This window comes from Trinickia fusca (genome assembly GCF_003628145.1).
Taxonomy (GTDB): Bacteria; Pseudomonadota; Gammaproteobacteria; order Burkholderiales; family Burkholderiaceae; genus Trinickia; species Trinickia fusca.
The window spans coordinates 907,178-924,596 of record NZ_RBZV01000001.1; the positions used below are offsets into that span (position 1 = coordinate 907,178).

General features: G+C 65.4%; 17 protein-coding genes. 12 read left to right on the top strand and 5 right to left on the bottom strand.

From position 1 onward, the window contains the following. Positions 1–9: 9 nt before the first annotated feature. The 5 genes from D7S89_RS03750 to D7S89_RS03770 all read left to right on the top strand — a co-directional run bounded on the left by D7S89_RS03750 (position 10) and on the right by D7S89_RS03770 (position 6,110). Positions 10–633 carry an isochorismatase family protein gene (locus D7S89_RS03750; RefSeq protein ID WP_121275680.1) on the top strand — a complete coding sequence of 208 codons (624 nt, stop codon included), beginning with the start codon at positions 10–12 and terminating at the stop codon, positions 631–633. Further along, positions 630–2,552 (top strand): anthranilate synthase family protein, encoded by a 1,923-nt coding sequence (locus D7S89_RS03755; RefSeq protein ID WP_121275681.1) that lies wholly within the window; start codon positions 630–632, stop codon positions 2,550–2,552. The genes D7S89_RS03750 and D7S89_RS03755 overlap by 4 nt, the downstream gene beginning before the upstream one ends. Before the next feature lie 39 nt (positions 2,553–2,591). After that, the gene (locus tag D7S89_RS03760; RefSeq protein ID WP_121275683.1) at positions 2,592–3,794 is read left to right on the top strand and encodes a PhzF family phenazine biosynthesis protein; all 1,203 of its coding nucleotides are present in this window, start codon (positions 2,592–2,594) and stop codon (positions 3,792–3,794) included. Positions 3,795–3,822: 28 nt separating this feature from the next. Beyond that, positions 3,823–4,467 carry a phenazine biosynthesis FMN-dependent oxidase PhzG gene (phzG, locus tag D7S89_RS03765; protein WP_121275685.1) on the top strand — a complete coding sequence of 215 codons (645 nt, stop codon included), beginning with the start codon at positions 3,823–3,825 and terminating at the stop codon, positions 4,465–4,467. Between the two features lie 209 nt (positions 4,468–4,676). Then, positions 4,677–6,110, top strand: a complete 1,434-nt coding sequence (locus D7S89_RS03770; protein WP_121275687.1) for a class II 3-deoxy-7-phosphoheptulonate synthase — start codon at positions 4,677–4,679, stop codon at positions 6,108–6,110. Between the two features lie 74 nt (positions 6,111–6,184). Here the strand turns inward: D7S89_RS03770 and D7S89_RS28245 are convergent, their stop codons facing one another. Further along, the gene (locus D7S89_RS28245; RefSeq protein WP_121275688.1) at positions 6,185–7,228 is read right to left on the bottom strand and encodes an MDR family NADP-dependent oxidoreductase; all 1,044 of its coding nucleotides are present in this window, start codon (positions 7,226–7,228) and stop codon (positions 6,185–6,187) included. Positions 7,229–7,273: 45 nt separating this feature from the next. On the opposite strand from D7S89_RS28245, the gene D7S89_RS28250 reads away from it, so the two are divergent. From D7S89_RS28250 to hpnD, 4 genes are all read left to right on the top strand, one after another. Continuing rightward, the gene (locus D7S89_RS28250) at positions 7,274–7,987 is read left to right on the top strand and encodes a TetR/AcrR family transcriptional regulator (protein ID WP_121275690.1); all 714 of its coding nucleotides are present in this window, start codon (positions 7,274–7,276) and stop codon (positions 7,985–7,987) included. A 35-nt stretch (positions 7,988–8,022) separates the two neighbouring features. After that, a complete protein-coding gene (locus D7S89_RS03785; RefSeq protein WP_121276071.1) occupies positions 8,023–8,694 on the top strand; it encodes a B3/B4 domain-containing protein in 672 nt (223 codons plus the stop codon). Between the two features lie 82 nt (positions 8,695–8,776). Continuing rightward, entirely contained in the window at positions 8,777–9,586 is an 810-nt protein-coding gene (locus D7S89_RS03790) for an alpha/beta hydrolase (protein ID WP_121275692.1), read from the top strand. Between the two features lie 114 nt (positions 9,587–9,700). Further along, positions 9,701–10,534, top strand: coding sequence for a presqualene diphosphate synthase HpnD (gene hpnD / locus D7S89_RS03795; RefSeq protein ID WP_121275693.1), 834 nt, complete (start codon positions 9,701–9,703; stop codon positions 10,532–10,534). An 11-nt stretch (positions 10,535–10,545) separates the two neighbouring features. On the opposite strand, the gene D7S89_RS03800 is transcribed toward hpnD, so the two are convergent. The 3 genes from D7S89_RS03800 to D7S89_RS03810 all read right to left on the bottom strand — a co-directional run bounded on the left by D7S89_RS03800 (position 10,546) and on the right by D7S89_RS03810 (position 13,899). Further along, the gene (locus tag D7S89_RS03800) at positions 10,546–11,769 is read right to left on the bottom strand and encodes a DUF1501 domain-containing protein (RefSeq protein WP_121275695.1); all 1,224 of its coding nucleotides are present in this window, start codon (positions 11,767–11,769) and stop codon (positions 10,546–10,548) included. 25 nt (positions 11,770–11,794) lie between these two features. After that, positions 11,795–13,486, bottom strand: a complete 1,692-nt coding sequence (locus D7S89_RS03805) for a DUF1800 domain-containing protein (RefSeq protein WP_121275697.1) — start codon at positions 13,484–13,486, stop codon at positions 11,795–11,797. 89 nt (positions 13,487–13,575) lie between these two features. Continuing rightward, positions 13,576–13,899 carry a hypothetical protein gene (locus D7S89_RS03810; RefSeq protein WP_121276073.1) on the bottom strand — a complete coding sequence of 108 codons (324 nt, stop codon included), beginning with the start codon at positions 13,897–13,899 and terminating at the stop codon, positions 13,576–13,578. Between the two features lie 234 nt (positions 13,900–14,133). Here D7S89_RS03810 and ompR point away from each other — a divergent pair, with 234 nt between their 5' ends. From ompR to D7S89_RS03825, 3 genes are read left to right on the top strand one after another with little or no spacing between them, the layout of a single operon-like run. Then, a complete protein-coding gene (gene ompR / locus D7S89_RS03815) occupies positions 14,134–14,868 on the top strand; it encodes an osmolarity response regulator transcription factor OmpR (protein WP_425470720.1) in 735 nt (244 codons plus the stop codon). Positions 14,869–14,909: 41 nt separating this feature from the next. Then, on the top strand, positions 14,910–16,274 hold the full coding sequence (locus D7S89_RS03820) for an ATP-binding protein (protein WP_121275699.1): 1,365 nt from the start codon (positions 14,910–14,912) through the stop codon (positions 16,272–16,274). 58 nt (positions 16,275–16,332) lie between these two features. Continuing rightward, positions 16,333–16,881 carry a peroxiredoxin gene (locus D7S89_RS03825; protein ID WP_121275700.1) on the top strand — a complete coding sequence of 183 codons (549 nt, stop codon included), beginning with the start codon at positions 16,333–16,335 and terminating at the stop codon, positions 16,879–16,881. Between the two features lie 19 nt (positions 16,882–16,900). Here the strand turns inward: D7S89_RS03825 and ispF are convergent, their stop codons facing one another. Next, the gene (gene ispF, locus D7S89_RS03830) at positions 16,901–17,380 is read right to left on the bottom strand and encodes a 2-C-methyl-D-erythritol 2,4-cyclodiphosphate synthase (RefSeq protein WP_121275702.1); all 480 of its coding nucleotides are present in this window, start codon (positions 17,378–17,380) and stop codon (positions 16,901–16,903) included. Between the last annotated feature and the right edge of the window lie 39 nt (positions 17,381–17,419).

Below are 17,419 nucleotides of genomic sequence, written 5' to 3' on the forward strand. Positions count from 1 at the left end.
AGAAGCTCAATGGCTGGCATTCCTTCGATTCAACAGTACGACCTGCCCGTTTCAAGCAGCCTGCCCGACAACATGGTGTCGTGGAGCATCGACCCGTCTCGTGCCTTGTTGCTGATCCATGACATGCAGAACTATTTCCTGTCGCCGTTGCCGCCGACCTTGCGGGAGACGCTGACGACCAACGTCGCGTCGGTGCGCACGCGATGCCGGCAAGCCGGCATCCCGGTTGCCTATACGGCCCACCCGGGCCGCATGAGCGACAAGGAGCGCGGCTTGCTGCGCGACTTCTGGGGGCCGGGCATGGAAACCACGCCCGCCGACCGGGACGTCGCGCAGGCCATCAGGCCGTCCGACGACGACTGGATGTTCACCAAGTGGCGCTACAGCGCGTTCTTTCGCACCGAATTGCGTCAGCGGATGCTGGACAGCGGCCGCGATCAATTGGTGCTCTGTGGCGTCTATGCGCATATCGGCGTGCTGACGACGGCTGTCGACGCCTACACGAACGACATCCAGACATTCTTCGTCGCGGACGGTGTGGCGGACTTCTCGGAGCGCCATCACCATCAAGCCTTGGAATACGTGGCCCAGCGCTGCGGCAAGGTCGTGACGACAGAGGAGGTGCTCGCATGAACGCAGCCCAACACCATGACCTTCTCGAACGCATCCTGAACGGTCGCACGCCGTGCTTCGCGCTGCTCAGCCGTTCCGCCGGCAGCGAGCATGAGCATGCCAACGTCGACGTCATCGCGGGCGAGGTCTCGTATCCGGCGACCCTGGCCGACCTTCCGCTCCAGCCGCCGCATGCCGGGGCCGCCGGACCCCGGCAGGAACTCCTCGTGATGGTGCCGTATCGCCAGTTGCACGAGCGCGGTTTCGAAAGCCGCGACGATGGCGCGCCGCTCGTCGCCCTTACCTGCGCCGAACACGAAACCGTGCCCGTGTCGCAGGCATTGGCGAGAATCCCGGACGTGAAGACCGAGCTCGGCAACCGTCATTTCGACATCGACGACGACGAATACGCCCGTATCGTCGAACGAGTCATCACCGATGAGATCGGTACCGGCGCGGGTTCCAACTTCGTCATCAAGCGTGCCCTCAAGGGTGAGCTTCATGACTACTCCGTCGCCCAGGCGCTCGCCGTGTTCAAGCGACTGCTTCGAAAGGAAGCCGGCGCGTATTGGATCTTTCTCGTCCATACCGGCGAGCAAACTTTTGTGGGCGCCACACCGGAGCGGCACCTGACCCTGCACAAGGGCGAGGCCACGATGAACCCGATCAGCGGGACATACCGGTATCCGAAGACCGGCCCGACGTTGGAAGGGATCAAAGCGTTCCTCAGCGACCGGAAGGAATCGGACGAGCTCTACATGGTGCTCGACGAAGAGCTCAAGATGATGGCGCGCATCTGCCGATCCGGCGGACAGGTCACGGGCCCTCACCTGCGCGAGATGACGAGGCTCGCCCATACCGAATATTTCATCGTCGGCCGCACCCACGCCGATGTCCGCGACCTGTTGCGCGAGACGATGTTTGCCCCGACCGTGACCGGCAGTCCGATCGAGAGCGCCACGCATGTCATCGCGCGGCACGAACCGGTCGGCCGCGGATACTACAGCGGCATGGCGGCCCTCATCGGCCGGGACGCGGACGGTGAGCGCACGCTCGACTCGGCCATTCTGATCCGGACGGCGGAGATCGATCGTCGTGGTCAGGTCAGCATCGGTGTCGGCGCCACGCTCGTTCGTCACTCCCAAGCGGCTTCGGAAGTCATGGAAACGCATGCCAAGGTGGCGGCGCTATCGAACGCTTTCGATCCGCCCGATGCCGGTCTGCCGCTCGGCCAGCATCCGTCGGTGCAGGCGGCGCTCAAGCAGCGCAACGAAGGCATCGCGGACTTCTGGTTCCGGCCGTATGGCGCACGGCACGGCAAAGTGCCTCATCTGAACGGCCGCCGCGCACTCATCGTCGATGCGGAGGACCACTTCACGGCGATGATCGCTCAGGAACTCGCGTCGCTGGGCCTCGTCACGGCGATTCGTGGCGTCCACGATCCCATCGTCCTCGCGCATTACGACATCGTCGTCATGGGGCCTGGACCAGGCGATCCCCGCGACACGCGCGACCTGCGCATCGGTCAGCTGCATGTGCTGATGCGCCGCCTGCTGAACGAACAGAAACCGTTCGTGGCCGTCTGCCTCAGCCATCAGGTCCTGAACACCGCCCTCGGCATACCGCTCGTGCGGCGCGAGGTCCCCAATCAAGGCCTGCAGGTCGAGATCGATCTCTTCGGTCAGCGCGAACGCGTGGGTTTCTACAACACCTACTCGGCGCGAACCGCGTATGACGAACTCGACATCGATGGCGTGGGCATCGTCCAGGTCAGCCGCGACCCGCACAGCGGCGAAGTGCACGCGCTGCGTGGCCCTTCGTTCAGTTCGATGCAGTTTCATGCCGAATCCGTCCTGACTGTCGACGGACCGCGCATTCTCGGCGAAGCCATCACGCATGCGCTGCGCAGTGAAGCACGCACGGGCGCCTTGACGGCCTGACGCTCCCCCCCCCTTCGGACCCTATAGGACACGCGTTTCATGATTGTCGACATTGTTTGGTGGGATCTGGACGGATCCACGCAAACCATCGAATCGCTGAAGGCCCATCTGGACGACGATACCGTCGGCCGCTGGGCGAACGTACCCGGCCTGCGAGCCAAGCACTGGATAGCGGATGCGGAAAAGAATCGGTGGGGCGCGATCATGCTCTGGGAAGGAGACCGTCCTGCCGCCCACTTGCTGCCCCCGAACGATGCGCAGAACCTGATCGGGCGGCCGGTTGCCGAGCGCTCGCGCTTCACGGTCGCGGCGACCGCCGAAAGCGGCGACGTCCAGCAGTTCATGCGCACGCTCGAACCTGCTCTGCTTCACACCGACGCGGCAGGTTCGGGGCGTACGTCGCGCCCGATCGACTACATCGTTGCCGACGCTTTCACCCGTACCCCGCTCGAAGGCAATCCGGTCGCGGTGTTTCTGCTCGACGAGCCGCTGCCCGCGCAGCGCATGCAACAAATTGCCCGCGAAATGAATCTGTCGGAAACGACGTTCGTGATGCCGCCCAAGCAAGGCGGAGATGTGCATGTCCGCATCTTCACGCCGGTCAACGAGCTGCCGTTCGCTGGCCACCCGCTGCTCGGTACGGCCGTCGCCCTCAGGCACGTCAAGGCGCAGGATCGCTTCGTGTTCGAAACCGGCATGGGGCTCGTCCCGTTCGAGGTGCAATCCGAAGCCCCCGGCCTCGCGTTCGTCACGATGCAGCAGCCGATCCCGACCTGGCAACGCTACGAGCATGCCGACCGACTGCTCGACGCCCTCGGCGTGAAAGCGTCCTTGCTGCCCGTCGAGGCCTATCGAAACGGCCCGCGTCACGTGTTCGTCACGTGCCCCGACGCCTCCGCGCTCTCCGACGTTCACCCGGACCATCGCGCGCTGACGGCATTCGATGACATGTCGGCAATCTGTATCGCCCCGGCCGGAGACCACTGGCGCGCCCGCATGTTTTCACCCGCCTATGGCGTGGTCGAAGATGCGGCGACCGGGTCCGCGGCCGGCCCCATCGCCATTCACCTCGCCCGCCATGGACGGATTCCCTGGGACCAGCCGCTGCACATCCTCCAGGGCGTCGAGATCAAACGGCCTTCGCACATGTACGCGCACGTGACCGGAACGGAGCATCACATCCAGTCCGTCAAGGTCAGCGGACATGGCACCGTCATCGCACGCGGCCGGCTTGGCATCTAGTGTCCATCGCCTTCACGGAACCCCAGTCATGAGCACGAACACCAGTCGTTTCGAAAGTCTGACAGGACGCGTCGACGTCCAATTCCCCGAATATGACGATCCGCCGCCCAATCCCCTCACGCTGCTGCGAAGCTGGCTCGCGGCAGCGGAAGCCGCCCGCGTACGGGAACCGAAGGCGCTCGCGTTTGCGACGGCGGGCGCCGACGGACGCGCGTCCACGCGCGTCGTCGCGTTCTCGAAGATCGACGATCGGGGCCTGATCTTCTGCTCGCATTCGTCGAGCCGCAAAGGCCGCGAGCTGGCCGAAAACGGCTGGGCCTCCGGCCTCCTCTACTGGCGCGAAACGGGACAGCAGATCATGATTTCCGGCCCCACGATCGAGCTCGAAGAAACGGTATCGGAAGCCATGTGGTTCGCAAGATCGATACCGATGCACGCAATGTCGAGCGCATCGCATCAGAGCGACGAGCTCGTCGATCGAGAGGCATTGCGCGAAAAAGCCGAAGATCTCCTCGCGCTCGGCGTCGCCTTACCTCGACCGCCCCAATTCGTCGGCTATCGCCTCGAACCTCACGAGTTCGAATTCTGGGCAGCCAGCTCCGACAGGCTCCACCGTCGCCTGAAATACGACCTCGACGGCGGCATCTGGAAAACCACGCGGTTGCAACCGTGACGCGCTTGCCGATAAGCAACTTACGCTGTGACTACTCTCGATATCCCGGTCGGTGTCGGCCAGACCGCATTGTTCATCGACACGCTGAGCTTGACGCGCTGAGGTAGCGCGAACCGGTAGGCGCAGTCCGCGGCGACGACAGGTTGCTCATGTCGCCGCCGCGGTCCGCCCCCTCTGATCCAAAGTAGGTTCACCCCTTGTGCATGACTATGGACCGCATTCTCTCTCCCCTGCATATCGCCAAAGATTGGTCGCCCGCTTCCTGGCAAACGAAGCCGGCGTTGCAACAGCCGACGTACCCCGACACGGCCGCGCTCGACTGTGCAGTTGCCGAGCTGCGCCAGTTGCCGCCTCTGGTTGCGTCGTGGGAAGTGCTGGCGCTCAAGCGCAAGCTGGCCGACGCGGCGGACGGCCGCTGCTTTTTGCTGCAAGGCGGCGATTGCGCCGAGCGCTTTGCCGACTGCACGGCGAGCGTCATCGCCGATCGCCTGAAGGTCTTGCAGCAGATGAGCCTCGTGCTGGCCCATGGCTTGAAGCTGCCGATCGTGCGTGTCGGCCGGTTCGCCGGTCAATATGCGAAGCCGCGCTCGGCGGACACGGAGACGCGCGATGGCGTGACGCTGCCGTGCTACCGCGGCGACATCGTCAATGGGAGCGAGTTTTCCGCGCAGGCGCGTGAACCCGATCCGCGGCGCATGATCGAGGGGCACACCAAATCCGCGCTCACGATGAACTTCGTGCGGGCCCTGGTCGACGGCGGTTTCGCCGATCTGCATCACCCCGAGTATTGGGATCTGGCCTGGGGTTCGCATGCGCCGCTGCAAGATGAGTATCGGAAGATGGTGCAGTCCATCGGCGAATCGATGCGCTTCATGGAGACGCTCGCAGGCGAACCGTTCGACAGCTATGCGAACGTGGATTTCTATACTTCTCACGAAGTCCTGCTGCTGAACTACGACGAAGCCGTCACCCGGCAGGTGCCGCAACACTGGGGCTGGTTCAATCTGTCGACGCACTTGCCGTGGATCGGCATGCGTACCGCGCAGCTCGACGGCGCCCATGTCGAGTATTGCTCCGGTATCCGCAATCCGATCGGCTTGAAAGTCGGGCCCGGCGTGACGCCCGACCTGCTGTTGCGCACGATCGATGCGTTGAATCCGGACAACGAGGCCGGTCGACTGACGCTCATCACACGCATGGGTGCGGCAAAGATCGAAGCAGAATTGCCGCAGCATCTGAGGGCCGTCAAGGCGGAGGGCAAGCACGTTCTGTGGTGTTGCGATCCGATGCATGGCAACGGCGAGACGACGCCCGGCGGAGTGAAGACAAGGCGCTTCGAGAATATCCGTGCGGAGCTCGAAGCGGCATTCGACCTTCATGCGGCCTGCGGCACGCGTCTGGGTGGCGTGCATCTGGAGCTGACCGGCGAGAACGTGACCGAATGCCTCGGCGGTGCACGCAATCTGACCGAAGCAGATCTGGCTCGTGCATACAAGTCGACTGTCGACCCGCGCTTGAACTACGAACAGTCGCTGGAAATCGCCATGGCAATCGTGCGCAAGCGCCGCGCGGCCTCGATTGCCGACATCGAGGCGAAGCGCCACGCGAGCCAGGCCAACGGAGCCATGCAACTTCCGGTCTGAGAACAGGCCGGCTTGAAACCGGCAGCCGCTGCTTGGAAGCACAGCGGCTGCCGCCAGGCGCAATGCAGCTACCGCTATAGCTTCACGAATACGGTGCCGAGATGATGCCCATGAACCGTATCGCGCAACGCGATCGGCGCCTGGTCCAGGCCTTCGATCACCGTGTGCGGGAACTTGATTGCTCCGGTGCGCAGCCACTCGGGGAACCGTTCGGACCATTCACGCTTGGCCTCAGAATTATCGTCGGCGCTGTAGCCGCGCATCGTGATTCGCTTCAGGAGGATCTGAGTCGCGTCGAGCGCGACGACAGCGGTCCGGCCCGTGCCGGTGGCGGCAAGCTGCCCCGACAGCGTACCGATGATCACGAAGCGCGCCCCCTCCCGCGCGACGGCCAGCGCGGCCTGCAGCTGCTCGCCCGCGACCATGTCGACGAAGACGTCGATACCGCCCTGGGCCGCGTCCTCCAGCTGACTCACGAAAGACCGGCCGTCGCCGCGAATGACCGCTGCGTCGTAGCCCAGCTCCGTGACCAGCCGCCGTGCCTTTTCGCGCGAGCTGGTGCTGCCGATCACGCGCCGCGCCCCCAGCCGGCGTGCAATCTGCCCCGCCATCGAACCGATCGCACCGGCGGCACTGGACACGAAGACGGTGTCGCCCGGGCGGATTTGCACCGCACACGTCAACGCCGCATAAGCCGTCCAGCCGTGCCCCATGTGGCCGAGATACCCGACCGGCTCCGGCAACGGCTGGCCGACGCGATAACATTGCGCCACTGGAACGGCCGCGTAATCGCGCCACCCTTTGAAATGCGTGACCATGTCGCCCGGCTGCAGCGGGCTGCCGGCCGGCGCCTGTATCACCTCGCCAAGCGCTTCGCCGCGCAGCGCGTCGCCTGCGTTCAATGCCGGAAAGGGCACGCCCGGCACATCCTCGGCGCCCTCGCTCACCATCGCGCGCAGCGACGCCGAGACCAGGAAATAGTGATTGCGGACCAGCACTTCGCCCGCGCCGGCCTCGGGCACGGACGTCGAGACGATTTCGAAATCTTCGGGTGTAGGCAGGCCTTTGAGCCTGGCCTTCAATCTCACTTCACGGTTCGTCATAGTGGACGCAGTCATGTTTGATCCTCTGATCGCTTGACCCTGTTCGCCCAGCGGGCGAATATGCCAGCCAAAATATTCTTGCTGCAGGGTGCCCACTTGGCTACTCGCTTTTCCAAGCCCGTGAATGCGGCGCGCAGAGAACCACGCCAGAAGCGAGCGCGCGTCACGATCGACTCGATTCTCGACGCAACCGCTCAGATTCTGGGGCGGCGCGGATGGACCGGGCTCACCACGAACGCCGTCGCCGACGTCGCCGGCGTCAGCATCGGTTCCCTGTACCAGTACTTTCCGAACAAGCTGGGATTGGTCGAAGCAGTCAAGCGACGGCATTTCGACGAGGTCCTGACGGCACTGCGCACCGCGACCGACGACACCGTGCCGCATGCGATGCGCATCGAAGCGTTCGTCGACGGCCTCATCGCCGCCCATAGCCGATATCCCGCCTCTCACCAGGTGCTGCTCGAAAAAGCGCCGGACAGCATCGACGAACAGCAGGTCGAGGACGAATTCCGCGCCTGGTACGAGAAGGGATGTCGGGCACTCGTCCAAAGCGCGGGCGACGCACGCGCGACGAATGCCGATCGTCTGTCGATCGCTACGCAGGTGCTCGCGTCCGCGGTTGCGGGCGCGGTTCACGACGCGGCAAAGCAAGGCACGCTGCATTCGCCGATCCTGCGGCAGGAGTTGATCGCGCTGGTCGAATGCGTATGCGAAGGCTCTCATCGCTCCCCATTGCAATTTCGTTCAAGACACAAGGTAGGCCGGCACACATAGTGGCAAGTCCGATCGACTTCGCTGCCTCGACTGCCATGACCTTGCGCTACGCCCCTTCCGTGCTGCATGCATTCCCCGAACTCGTCTCGCGCGCGTGGCGTGTCGACGGCATCACGTGCCCGGCCTCGGCCGATACGAACGGCTTCGTCGATCGCCTGACCGCCCTTGCGGCCGAGCGCTTGGCCTCGAGCAGCGAAGGCGAGCTTCCCGAGATCCGATCCTGGCGGCACGCGTTCGCGAAGATGGGCTTGAAACCCACGCAATATCGCTGCGCGTCCGAAGCGCTGCTGCGGCGCTTTCGCAAGGAGGGTGCGCTGCCGCACATTCATCCGCTCGTCGATCTGTGCAATGCGGTATCGCTCGCGTTCGCGATTCCGCTCGCGGTCTTCGATCTTCGACAGGTGGCCGGCGCGCTGACGGTGCGCCATGCCGACGGCAGCGAGACATACCGAACGTTTTCGGGCGAGATCGAGCACCCCGAACCGCACGAGGTGATCTTTGCCGACGAGGCGGGTGAGGCGCACGCACGCCGCTGGACGAACCGGCAAAGCGGTGCCTCGGCCGTGCGTACCGAGACCGCTTCGGTGCTGATCGTGGCCGAAGCGATGCACGAGACGGCGCAATCCGACCTCGCGCGCCTCGATACGACGTTGCGCGCCGGGCTTGCTGCTGCATGGCCGGCTCGCTGGGTCCACGCTATCGGCTGAGCCGAAACGCGGCGTGCGGCGCAGCGTGCGAACGCACCCCCCGATGCGAGGGTCTATATCGACACCTGCTCGAGGAAATGCCATGCGCACGCTCGCAATCGCACTGGCCGGCATCGTCGTGCTGCTGTATGGCTTGGCCGTGGCCGCGCTGCGCTGGCTCGAAGGCCGGCTGATCTATCCGCTCGAACGGCTGCGCGAGGTCACGCCGAACCCGGACGCCGAACGCCTTGCGCTCGTGCCCATCGGTACGGTCGACGGCATCGAGCTCACCTGCCGCTATCAGGCCAGCACGCGCGCCGACGGCATGACGGTCGTGCTGTTTCATGGCAACGGCGAAGACCTGTCACAGCGCGTGCACATCGCGCACGATCTCGTCGCCGAGGGGTATGGCGTGTTCCTTGCCGAGTATCGCGGCTACGGCGGCAACGCAGGCCACCCCAGCGAAGCGGGCTTGTACGCCGACGGCCGGGCGGCGCTCGCGTTCGTCGCCGCGCGCACCTCGCGCATCGTGCTGCACGGCTATTCCCTTGGCTCCGGCGTAGCGGTGCAGTTGGCGACCGAATATCCGATCTCGGCCCTTGCGCTCGAAGCGCCGTTCACGTGCATCGCCGACGTCGCGCGCACGCGCTTTCCGTTCCTGCCCATGCGCTGGCTCGTGCGCGACCGCTACGACAATCTCGCGAAGATCGGTCACGTCGAGGCGCCCGTGCTGATCTACGGCGGCAGCCGCGACCGCGTCGTGCCGCCGCAGCACTTCGCACGTCTGTTCGACGCTGTGCGCGCCTCACGGCGGCTCATCGTGATCGAGGGCGCTGATCACATCGATGTGTGGGCCAAGGGCGGCGATGCGCTCATGCTGGCCTTTCTGCGCGAACTGTCTCGATCGGCTTGAGGGCGCTGCCGCGGCGGGCACATCGCCCAGGCCGCACGGGGACGGCACGAATGAGGTAGTATCCGCACCGTATCGGACGGGCACCGTCCCCCTTTCCCACGCATTGCTTCTTCCGTGAATTTCGACGAATACTGCGCGCAAAAGGCCGCGCCCGCGGGCTCGAGCGCCTATTACGCGCTGCGCCAGGCGCCGGCCGCGCGCCAACCGTTCCTGACCGCCCTCTTCGCGCTGCGCCGCGAGCTCGAGGAAACCGTCAAGGACGTCAGCGATCCGACGATCGGCCGCACGAAGCTCGCCTGGTGGCAGCAGGAAACGGCCGCGCTCGTCGCAGGCCGCCCGTCGCATCCGGTCTCGCAAGCGCTGGCTGCGCATTGCGCCGACATCAAGCGCGAAGAGCCGACACTGCTCGCGCTCGTGGCGGGCTTTCAGATGGATCTGGATCAGGCGCGCTACCTCGACTTCGCGAACCTGCGCCGTTACATCGAGCGCACCGGTGGCACGTTCGCGGCGGCCGTCGCCCGCGCGACGGCACGCGAGCCGCAGCACGCGGCGCAATGGGCCGAACCGCTCGGCAACGCGCTGATGCTCGCGCAGCTCGTCCAAGAGCTGGGCAACGACGCGCGCCACGGCCGCATCTACCTCCCCATCGACGAATTGCAGCGCTATCAGGTCACGGCCGCCGACTTGCTGAACCGCCGCTACAGCGACGCATTCGTCGAGCTCATGCGCTTTCAGACGAATCGCGCGCGCGAGGCGCTGACCACGGCCGTCGCAGGCATCCCTGCCCAGGAGCGCAAGACGCAGCGCACGCTGCGCGCGCAATCGGCGCTGGCGCTGGCACTGCTCGAGGAAATCGAACGCGACGGCTATCAGGTGCTGCATCAGCGCATCGCACTGACGCCGATCCGCAAGCTGTGGATCGCCTGGCGCGCGGCCCGCGCACGCTGAGCGCCAAACCGTCAAGCGCGCAACAACGGCAACGGCTCGAAGCGGCCGCGCAGCACGCTCGCCGCATCGAGTCCCCACCAGGGCCCGAGCACGGTCGCATACAGTTGCCGGAAGTCGACCCCGACCGGCAGATTGCCGTTGCCGTCCAGCCGCGCGAGCATCGGCGGCACGCCGTACAACCCGCCACGCACGCGGCCCCCTGCGACGAAATGCGGCGCGACGGTGCCATGATCGGTACCGTTGCTCTGGTTCTCGCGCACGCGCCGGCCGAACTCGGCGTAAGTCATGATGAGCGTGTTGTTCCAGCGTCCCAGTTCGACGAGTGCCGAGCGCATCGCCGCGAAGCCTTGTGCGAGCTGGGTCAGCAGTGCCGCGTGCTGCCCCGGCTGATTCTGATGCGTGTCGAAGCCGTTCAGCGTGAGGCGGATCACCGCCACGCCCTCGCCCGCGATCGGCTGACCGGCCGGCGTATCGGCGCTCGCGAGCACCTGCATGGCCGTCTTTACTGCCGCGCCGAACGCACCGGGCGGAAACGTCGTCTTCAACGCGAACTGGCCACCGTGCGGCCGCAGCCTCTCGGCCGCCCGCGCGATGTCTTGCTCGACATCGAGAATGTGCTCGAGCTCGGGATTGCGCTCGCGCAGCGCAACGGGTCGCACGAGCCGCGCCGCCTGCACGAATTGCGTCGGATTCACGAGTGCGATGGCGCGCGCGCCGTTCGCGAACGGCCCCATCTCCGCACTACCGATCACGACGCCGTCGGCCACGAACGTCCGAGGCACGCTCGCTTGCGCAAAGGCGCGCGTCAGCCACCCCTCGGGCAGATATTCGTCGGCGCGCGATGCCGTGTCCCAGATTTCGATCGAACGGAAATGCGACAGGTTCGGCTGCGCATAGCTGACGCCTTGCACGATCGCAAGCTGCCCGTCGTGCCAGAGCGGCAGCATCGGCTCGAGCGACGGATGCCAGCCCGTGCGCTCGTCGAGCGCGATCGCCCGATCCCGCTTGATGCCGATGCTGGGACGCAGCGTCGCATAGGCCGGGTCCGCATACGGAATCACGGTGTTGAGCCCGTCGTTGCCGCCCTTGAGTTCGACGAGGATCAGCAGGTTGCGATAGTCGGCGCGCGTGGGGCCAGCCTTCTCGTGTCCGGCCTGCGCCGCGGCCATGCGCGGCAGCAGCAGCGTGACGCCGGCCGCGGCGCTCAGCGAAAGAACGAAGTCACGTCGTTTCATGTCGGTATCCCCTCGGGCACGCGCCTTACTGCAACTGATACGCGGGGTCCATCATCAGCGCGCGCAGATAGGCGCTGCTCGACAGGCCCACGTCGATCGCATCGACAGGTTCGATCGGCAGCATGGCGTGCTGCATCTGCAATTCCGTCGACAAGCTCGGCTGCTCGCTCGGCGCCGTGCGATAGCGCGCCAGCCAGGCACTCAGGTCGAAGCGCATCCCGCCCGCACCCGCCCGGGCCGGACTCTTTTGCATGGGGCTTGGGCCCGCCATGCCGCCCGCCATCGCGTTCGGCATCGCGTTCGGCATCGCCTGCCCCGCCATGGCGCGGCTAGCCTCGTGCTTGACGGCTGCGGCTGGACTTGGCTTGGCCGCCTCGGTGGCCCGGAACAGCTGCTCGACGAATTGATCCCGCGCCAGCAGCGTCGTGCTGTTGATCCATATGGAGCCGCCTGGCCAGCCCTTCACGTTCGGCGGATAGAACAGGTTCTGACCGAGATTGCGGGTCAATCCGACGAACGGCGTCGTGCTGTCGTAAGCGACGTCGAGCGAACGCACGGTACCGACGACGAACTCCACCGGCGACTTCACGAGCACGCCGCGGTTACGCTCGTCCCAGAACGCGTCGGTCAGCAGCAGCGCGCGCAGCGCCGTCTTGATGTCGTAGCCGCTCGCCCGAAAACGCACGGCGATCGGTGAGATGACGGCCGCATCGGGCGTCTCGGAGACGAACTCGCGCCACAGCTTGGTCGTCACGAACGTCGCCGTCTGCGGCTCGGCGAGCAGGATGTCGAGCACCGCATCGCCGTCGAACGGCCCGCTGCGGCCGAGCACGGTCTTCACGCCGTCGTCGTGCTGCTCATGACGGAACACGAACTGCTGCGTGTCGGGATCGAGGCCCCATCCCGTGTACGCGCGGGCCGCCTCGCTGACGTCGCGCTGCGAATAATGTCCCTCACCGAGCGTGAAGAGCTCCATCGCCTCGCGTGCGAAGTTCTCGTTGGGCTTGCCTTTGCGGTTGCTCGCGCCATCGAGGTAAAGCAGCATGGCCGGATCCTTCGCGACCTCGTGCAGCATCGTGGCGAAACTGCCGAGCGCCTGACGCCGCAGCAGCGCGTCCTGTTGCGCCATCAATTGCGGATAGGCGATCTTGTCCTGAGCCGACGTGAAGTGGTTGTGCCAGAACAACGTCATGCGCTCGGTCAGCGGCGAGCGCGTCGTCAACATTTCGCGCACCGCCCATTCGCGCAGCTGCTCGTAGCGCTGGCCTCGCACGGCCCCCTCGGCGCGGCGTTCCTCGGGCGTCCAGACACGCATCTCCGCGCGCGTCGGCGTAGGCTCGGCCGCCCACGCAGGCGACGGCGTGACGGCTCGCGTGTTCGCCTCGCCGAGCACCTTGTCGACGGCAGCCTCGCGCGTGAGTCCGATGTATGGCGCGAGTTCGGCCGCATCGGGCGCGAATCCCACCCGCGTGAGGAAAAAGCGGGCAGCGTCGGCATCGAGCAGCGCCTCGTCCCTCTCGCTTGCCTCGTTCGACTTTGCTGCCGCGACGGAGGCCGAGGCCGGTACGACTCGATGCGGCGCCTTCGCAGCATGGCGAGCGGCAGGCGCATGCTTGCCAGGCGACATCGGGTCCGCGTGGGCCACCCCATGCCCCGCGCCAAGCCCTGCACAGGCCACCGCCGTCAAGGCGAGCCTGAACGCACGAAAGAGCTTCATCGTCTCGCGCTCATCATCGGTCAGATAGAGATAGGATCAGGAATCGATTCGCCGGTTCGACACAGTCAGGCGGCGCGAAGGCGCTGGCTTCAGCGCTTGTAGAGCTCGCGCACGGCATCTTCGATGTGCTGGCGCAGAAGGCGGCGCTCTTCGGGCGTCATGTGGCCATCACGCTGGTGCTCGTCGAAATCGGGTACTGCCGTGCGCATGACAGGCACGGACGCGGCGCCGACCGGCGCTTGACGGGGCGAACGCGGCGGCAAGAACCGCCCGTGTGGCGGATGCTCCGGCACACCTGATCGCATCGACGGCTGAGCATGGGCATCGATCGCGCCGAGCGTCCCCGCAAGGGCGCCGGCAATCGCTACCGCGGCAGCGCGCGCTCTCAGGCACGGCCACGCTCTTACCGTCATCTTGTTCCCTTCGTCATGCGGCAACCGGCTACCTCGAATTACGTATGCTTAGGCCCGAACAAAACGGTCGGACGGAGAAAGGTCTTATGGGATGAAGTATCCACCGAACAGCCGCTATCAGTGAAGAAGTTTATGAGGACGAGGTTTACGCGGCGCGTCTTGCCAGGTAAATTTTGTAACTGACTGTAACCCCATAAATCACGCTTTCGCGTCCCTCATTCCAATCGCGCTAAGATGCCGGTCATGGAAACCAAAAATCCCTCCAAGATTCTCGTCGTCGACGATGACCCGCGGCTGCGCGATCTGCTGCGCCGTTATCTCGGCGAGCAAGGCTTCAACGTCTATGTCGCGGAAAACGCGCCGGCCATGAACAAGCTGTGGGTCCGCGAGCGTTTCGATCTGCTCGTGCTGGACCTCATGCTGCCCGGCGAGGACGGCTTGTCGATCTGCCGGCGTCTGCGCGGCAGCAACGACCGCACGCCCATCATCATGCTCACGGCCAAGGGCGAGGACGTCGACCGCATCGTCGGTCTCGAGATGGGTGCCGACGACTACCTGCCCAAGCCGTTCAACCCGCGCGAACTGGTCGCGCGCATCCACGCCGTGCTGCGCCGGCAATCGCCGTCGGAGCTGCCGGGTGCGCCCTCCGAAACGGCCGAGGTATTCGAGTTCGGTGATTTCGCGCTGAATCTGGCCACGCGCACGCTCACGAAAGCAGGCCAGGAAATTCCGCTCACGACGGGCGAGTTCTCGGTGCTGAAAGTGTTCGCGCGCCATCCGCGCCAGCCGCTGTCGCGCGAAAAGCTCATGGAGCTTGCGCGTGGTCGCGAATATGAAGTATTCGATCGCAGCCTCGATGTGCAGATCTCGCGTCTGCGCAAGCTGATCGAGGTCGACCCGAGCAGCCCGCGCTTCATCCAGACCGTCTGGGGCCTCGGCTACGTGTTCATCCCCGACGGCTCGGCGTGACGGGCAGCTTGTCGCACTTTCCCCTCCTCCAGTAAGGCCCCATGCGGATCGACCGGCGCTTCCTCGCGCACGTCTTCGGGGGCCTGTTCTGGCGCACGTTCCTGCTGATCGCGCTGCTGATCGCGGTCAGCCTCGCCGCGTGGTTCCAGAGCTTTCGCGTGATCGAGCGCGAGCCGCGGGCGCAGCGCGTCGCGTTGCAGCTCGTGGCCATCGTCAAGCTCACGCGCACGGCGCTGCTCTATTCGGATCCGGACCTGCGCCGCGCGCTGCTGCAGGATCTCGAAAGCAACGAAGGCGTGCGCGTCTATCCGCGCGAGACGACCGACAAGTACCGCCTGCAGCCCGACGAGTCGTTGAACCGGCTCATCGAGCACGACATCCGCGGCAGGCTCGGCGACGACACCGTCATCGCTCAAACAGTCAACGACATTCCCGGCGTGTGGATCAGCTTCAAGATCGACGACGATGACTACTGGGTCGCGCTCGATCGCGAGCAGCTCGACAACGTGACGGGCCTGCAATGGGCCGGCTGGGGCGTGTTCGCGCTTGCGCTGTCGCTATTCGGCGCGGCGTTCATCACGAGCCTCGTGAACCGGCCGTTCTCGCGCCTGGCTGCGGCCGCGCGCAACGTCGGTTCGGGCCAGTTCCCCGAACCGCTGCCGGAGCGCGGCATGGGCGTGGCCGCCGAAACGAACCGCAGCTTCAACCAGATGGTGCAGGACCTCGAGCAGCTCGAGGCCGATCGCGCGTTGATGCTGGCCGGTATCTCGCATGATCTGCGCACGCCGCTCGCGCGGCTGCGGCTCGAAACCGAGATGAGTCCGTCCGATCAGGCCACGAAGGACGCGATGATCGACGACATCGAACAGATGGACATGATCATCGGGCGCTTCCTCGACTACGCCCGGCCCGTGCAGCGCCTGCCCGAGCCCGTCGATTTGTCGCTGATCGCGGGCGATATGGCCTCGCGCATGGCGGGCGAGGACGGCGTGCGCCTCATCACGCGGCTCGCGCTCGACGCCGTCATCGAAGCCGATCCGACCGACGTGCGGCGCGTGGTCGGCAACTTGCTCGAGAATGCGAGAAAGTACGGTATCAGCGAAACCGACGGCATCCCGCACATCATGCTCGAGACGCGTGTGATGCATTCGAAAGTCGAGCTATCCGTGCTCGACGATGGTCCCGGTATCCCCGAGGACCAGATCGGTCTCGTTACGCGGCCGTTCTACCGCGTCGATTCGGCGCGCAGCCAGGCCAACGGCACCGGGCTCGGCATGGCGATCGTGCAGCGGCTCGTGAGCCGCCATCGCGGCACGCTGCGGCTGCGCAACCGCACGCCGGGGCCGGGGCTCGAAGTCACCATCGAGTTTCCGCTCGTACGCAAGCACCTGGTGCCTAGTACTTAGCGCCTGGAGCCGCGGCCTGAACAGTGGCGTTTGTCGATCCACACCGAGGAGTGAGCGCATGAAAACCGTCGGCGATAAACTTGAAGCGTTCACCGTTACTGCCGCGAAGCCGGGCTTCAACCACCCCGAGGAAAACGGTCAATCGGCGTTCGAAGCGATTACGGAAGCATCGTTCCCGGGCAAGTGGAAGATCATCTACTTCTATCCGAAGGATTTCTCGTTCGTCTGCCCGACCGAAATCGTCGAATTCGCCAAGCTGCAAAAAGATTTCGCCGACCGTGCCGCCATCCTGCTCGGCGGCAGCGCCGACAACGAGTTCGTGAAGCTCGCATGGCGCCGCGAAGACAAAACTCTCGACCGCCTGAACCACTATGCGTTCGGCGACGTCAAGGGCGAGCTGATCGACCAGCTCGGCGTGCGCGACAAGGAATCCGGCGTGGCCCTGCGCGCGACGTTCATCGTCGACCCGGACAACACGATCCAGCACGTTTCGGTCAACAACCTGAACGTCGGCCGCAGCCCGCAGGAAATCCTGCGGATTCTGGACGGTCTGCAGACCGACGAGCCGTGCCCGAGCAACCGTGAGGTGGGCGGCGCAATGCTGTAGGCGCGCGCCCGCCGGCAGGCTAGCCCTTGCTGACCAGCGCCGCTGCTTGCGCCTCGATGCCCTCGCCTCGTCCGAGGTAGCCCAGTTTCTCGTTCGTCTTCGCCTTCACGTTCACGCGATCGAGCGGCAAGCCGAGATCCTCGGCGATGTTCGCGCGCATCGCGTCGATATGCGGCGCGAGCTTGGGCGCTTGCGCGATCACCGTGCTGTCGACGTTTTCGATTCGAAAGCCCGCCTGGGCCAGCCGTGCCGCGCATTCGCGCAGCAGCACCCGGCTGTTGGCCCCCGAAAAACGCTCGTCGGTGTCGGGAAAGTGCCGGCCGATGTCGCCAAGCGCCGCCGCGCCGAACAGCGCGTCGGTGATCGCGTGCAGCAGCACGTCCGCATCCGAGTGACCGAGCAGGCCGCGTTCGTAAGGCACCGTTACGCCGCCGATGATGAGCGGGCGCCCCGGCACCAGCGCGTGCACGTCATAGCCTTGTCCGATTCTGTAGTCCATCCGTGAGTCCGATTGCGATTGCATGAAGTGAGTGAAACA

What these genes read in the sequence shown, in the direction of transcription:
- D7S89_RS03750 (WP_121275680.1), top strand. Translation starts at nt 10, where the DNA reads ATGGCTGGCATTCCTTCGATTCAACAGTACGACCTGCCCGTTTCAAGC.
- D7S89_RS03755 (WP_121275681.1), top strand. Translation starts at nt 630, where the DNA reads ATGAACGCAGCCCAACACCATGACCTTCTCGAACGCATCCTGAACGGT.
- D7S89_RS03760 (WP_121275683.1), top strand. Translation starts at nt 2,592, where the DNA reads ATGATTGTCGACATTGTTTGGTGGGATCTGGACGGATCCACGCAAACC.
- phzG (WP_121275685.1), top strand. Translation starts at nt 3,823, where the DNA reads ATGAGCACGAACACCAGTCGTTTCGAAAGTCTGACAGGACGCGTCGAC.
- D7S89_RS03770 (WP_121275687.1), top strand. Translation starts at nt 4,677, where the DNA reads ATGGACCGCATTCTCTCTCCCCTGCATATCGCCAAAGATTGGTCGCCC.
- D7S89_RS28245 (WP_121275688.1), bottom strand. Translation starts at nt 7,228, where the DNA reads ATGACTGCGTCCACTATGACGAACCGTGAAGTGAGATTGAAGGCCAGG.
- D7S89_RS28250 (WP_121275690.1), top strand. Translation starts at nt 7,274, where the DNA reads ATGCCAGCCAAAATATTCTTGCTGCAGGGTGCCCACTTGGCTACTCGC.
- D7S89_RS03785 (WP_121276071.1), top strand. Translation starts at nt 8,023, where the DNA reads ATGACCTTGCGCTACGCCCCTTCCGTGCTGCATGCATTCCCCGAACTC.
- D7S89_RS03790 (WP_121275692.1), top strand. Translation starts at nt 8,777, where the DNA reads ATGCGCACGCTCGCAATCGCACTGGCCGGCATCGTCGTGCTGCTGTAT.
- D7S89_RS03800 (WP_121275695.1), bottom strand. Translation starts at nt 11,769, where the DNA reads ATGAAACGACGTGACTTCGTTCTTTCGCTGAGCGCCGCGGCCGGCGTC.
- D7S89_RS03805 (WP_121275697.1), bottom strand. Translation starts at nt 13,486, where the DNA reads ATGAAGCTCTTTCGTGCGTTCAGGCTCGCCTTGACGGCGGTGGCCTGT.
- D7S89_RS03810 (WP_121276073.1), bottom strand. Translation starts at nt 13,899, where the DNA reads ATGACGGTAAGAGCGTGGCCGTGCCTGAGAGCGCGCGCTGCCGCGGTA.
- ompR (WP_425470720.1), top strand. Translation starts at nt 14,134, where the DNA reads ATGCCGGTCATGGAAACCAAAAATCCCTCCAAGATTCTCGTCGTCGAC.
- D7S89_RS03820 (WP_121275699.1), top strand. Translation starts at nt 14,910, where the DNA reads ATGCGGATCGACCGGCGCTTCCTCGCGCACGTCTTCGGGGGCCTGTTC.
- D7S89_RS03825 (WP_121275700.1), top strand. Translation starts at nt 16,333, where the DNA reads ATGAAAACCGTCGGCGATAAACTTGAAGCGTTCACCGTTACTGCCGCG.
- ispF (WP_121275702.1), bottom strand. Translation starts at nt 17,380, where the DNA reads ATGGACTACAGAATCGGACAAGGCTATGACGTGCACGCGCTGGTGCCG.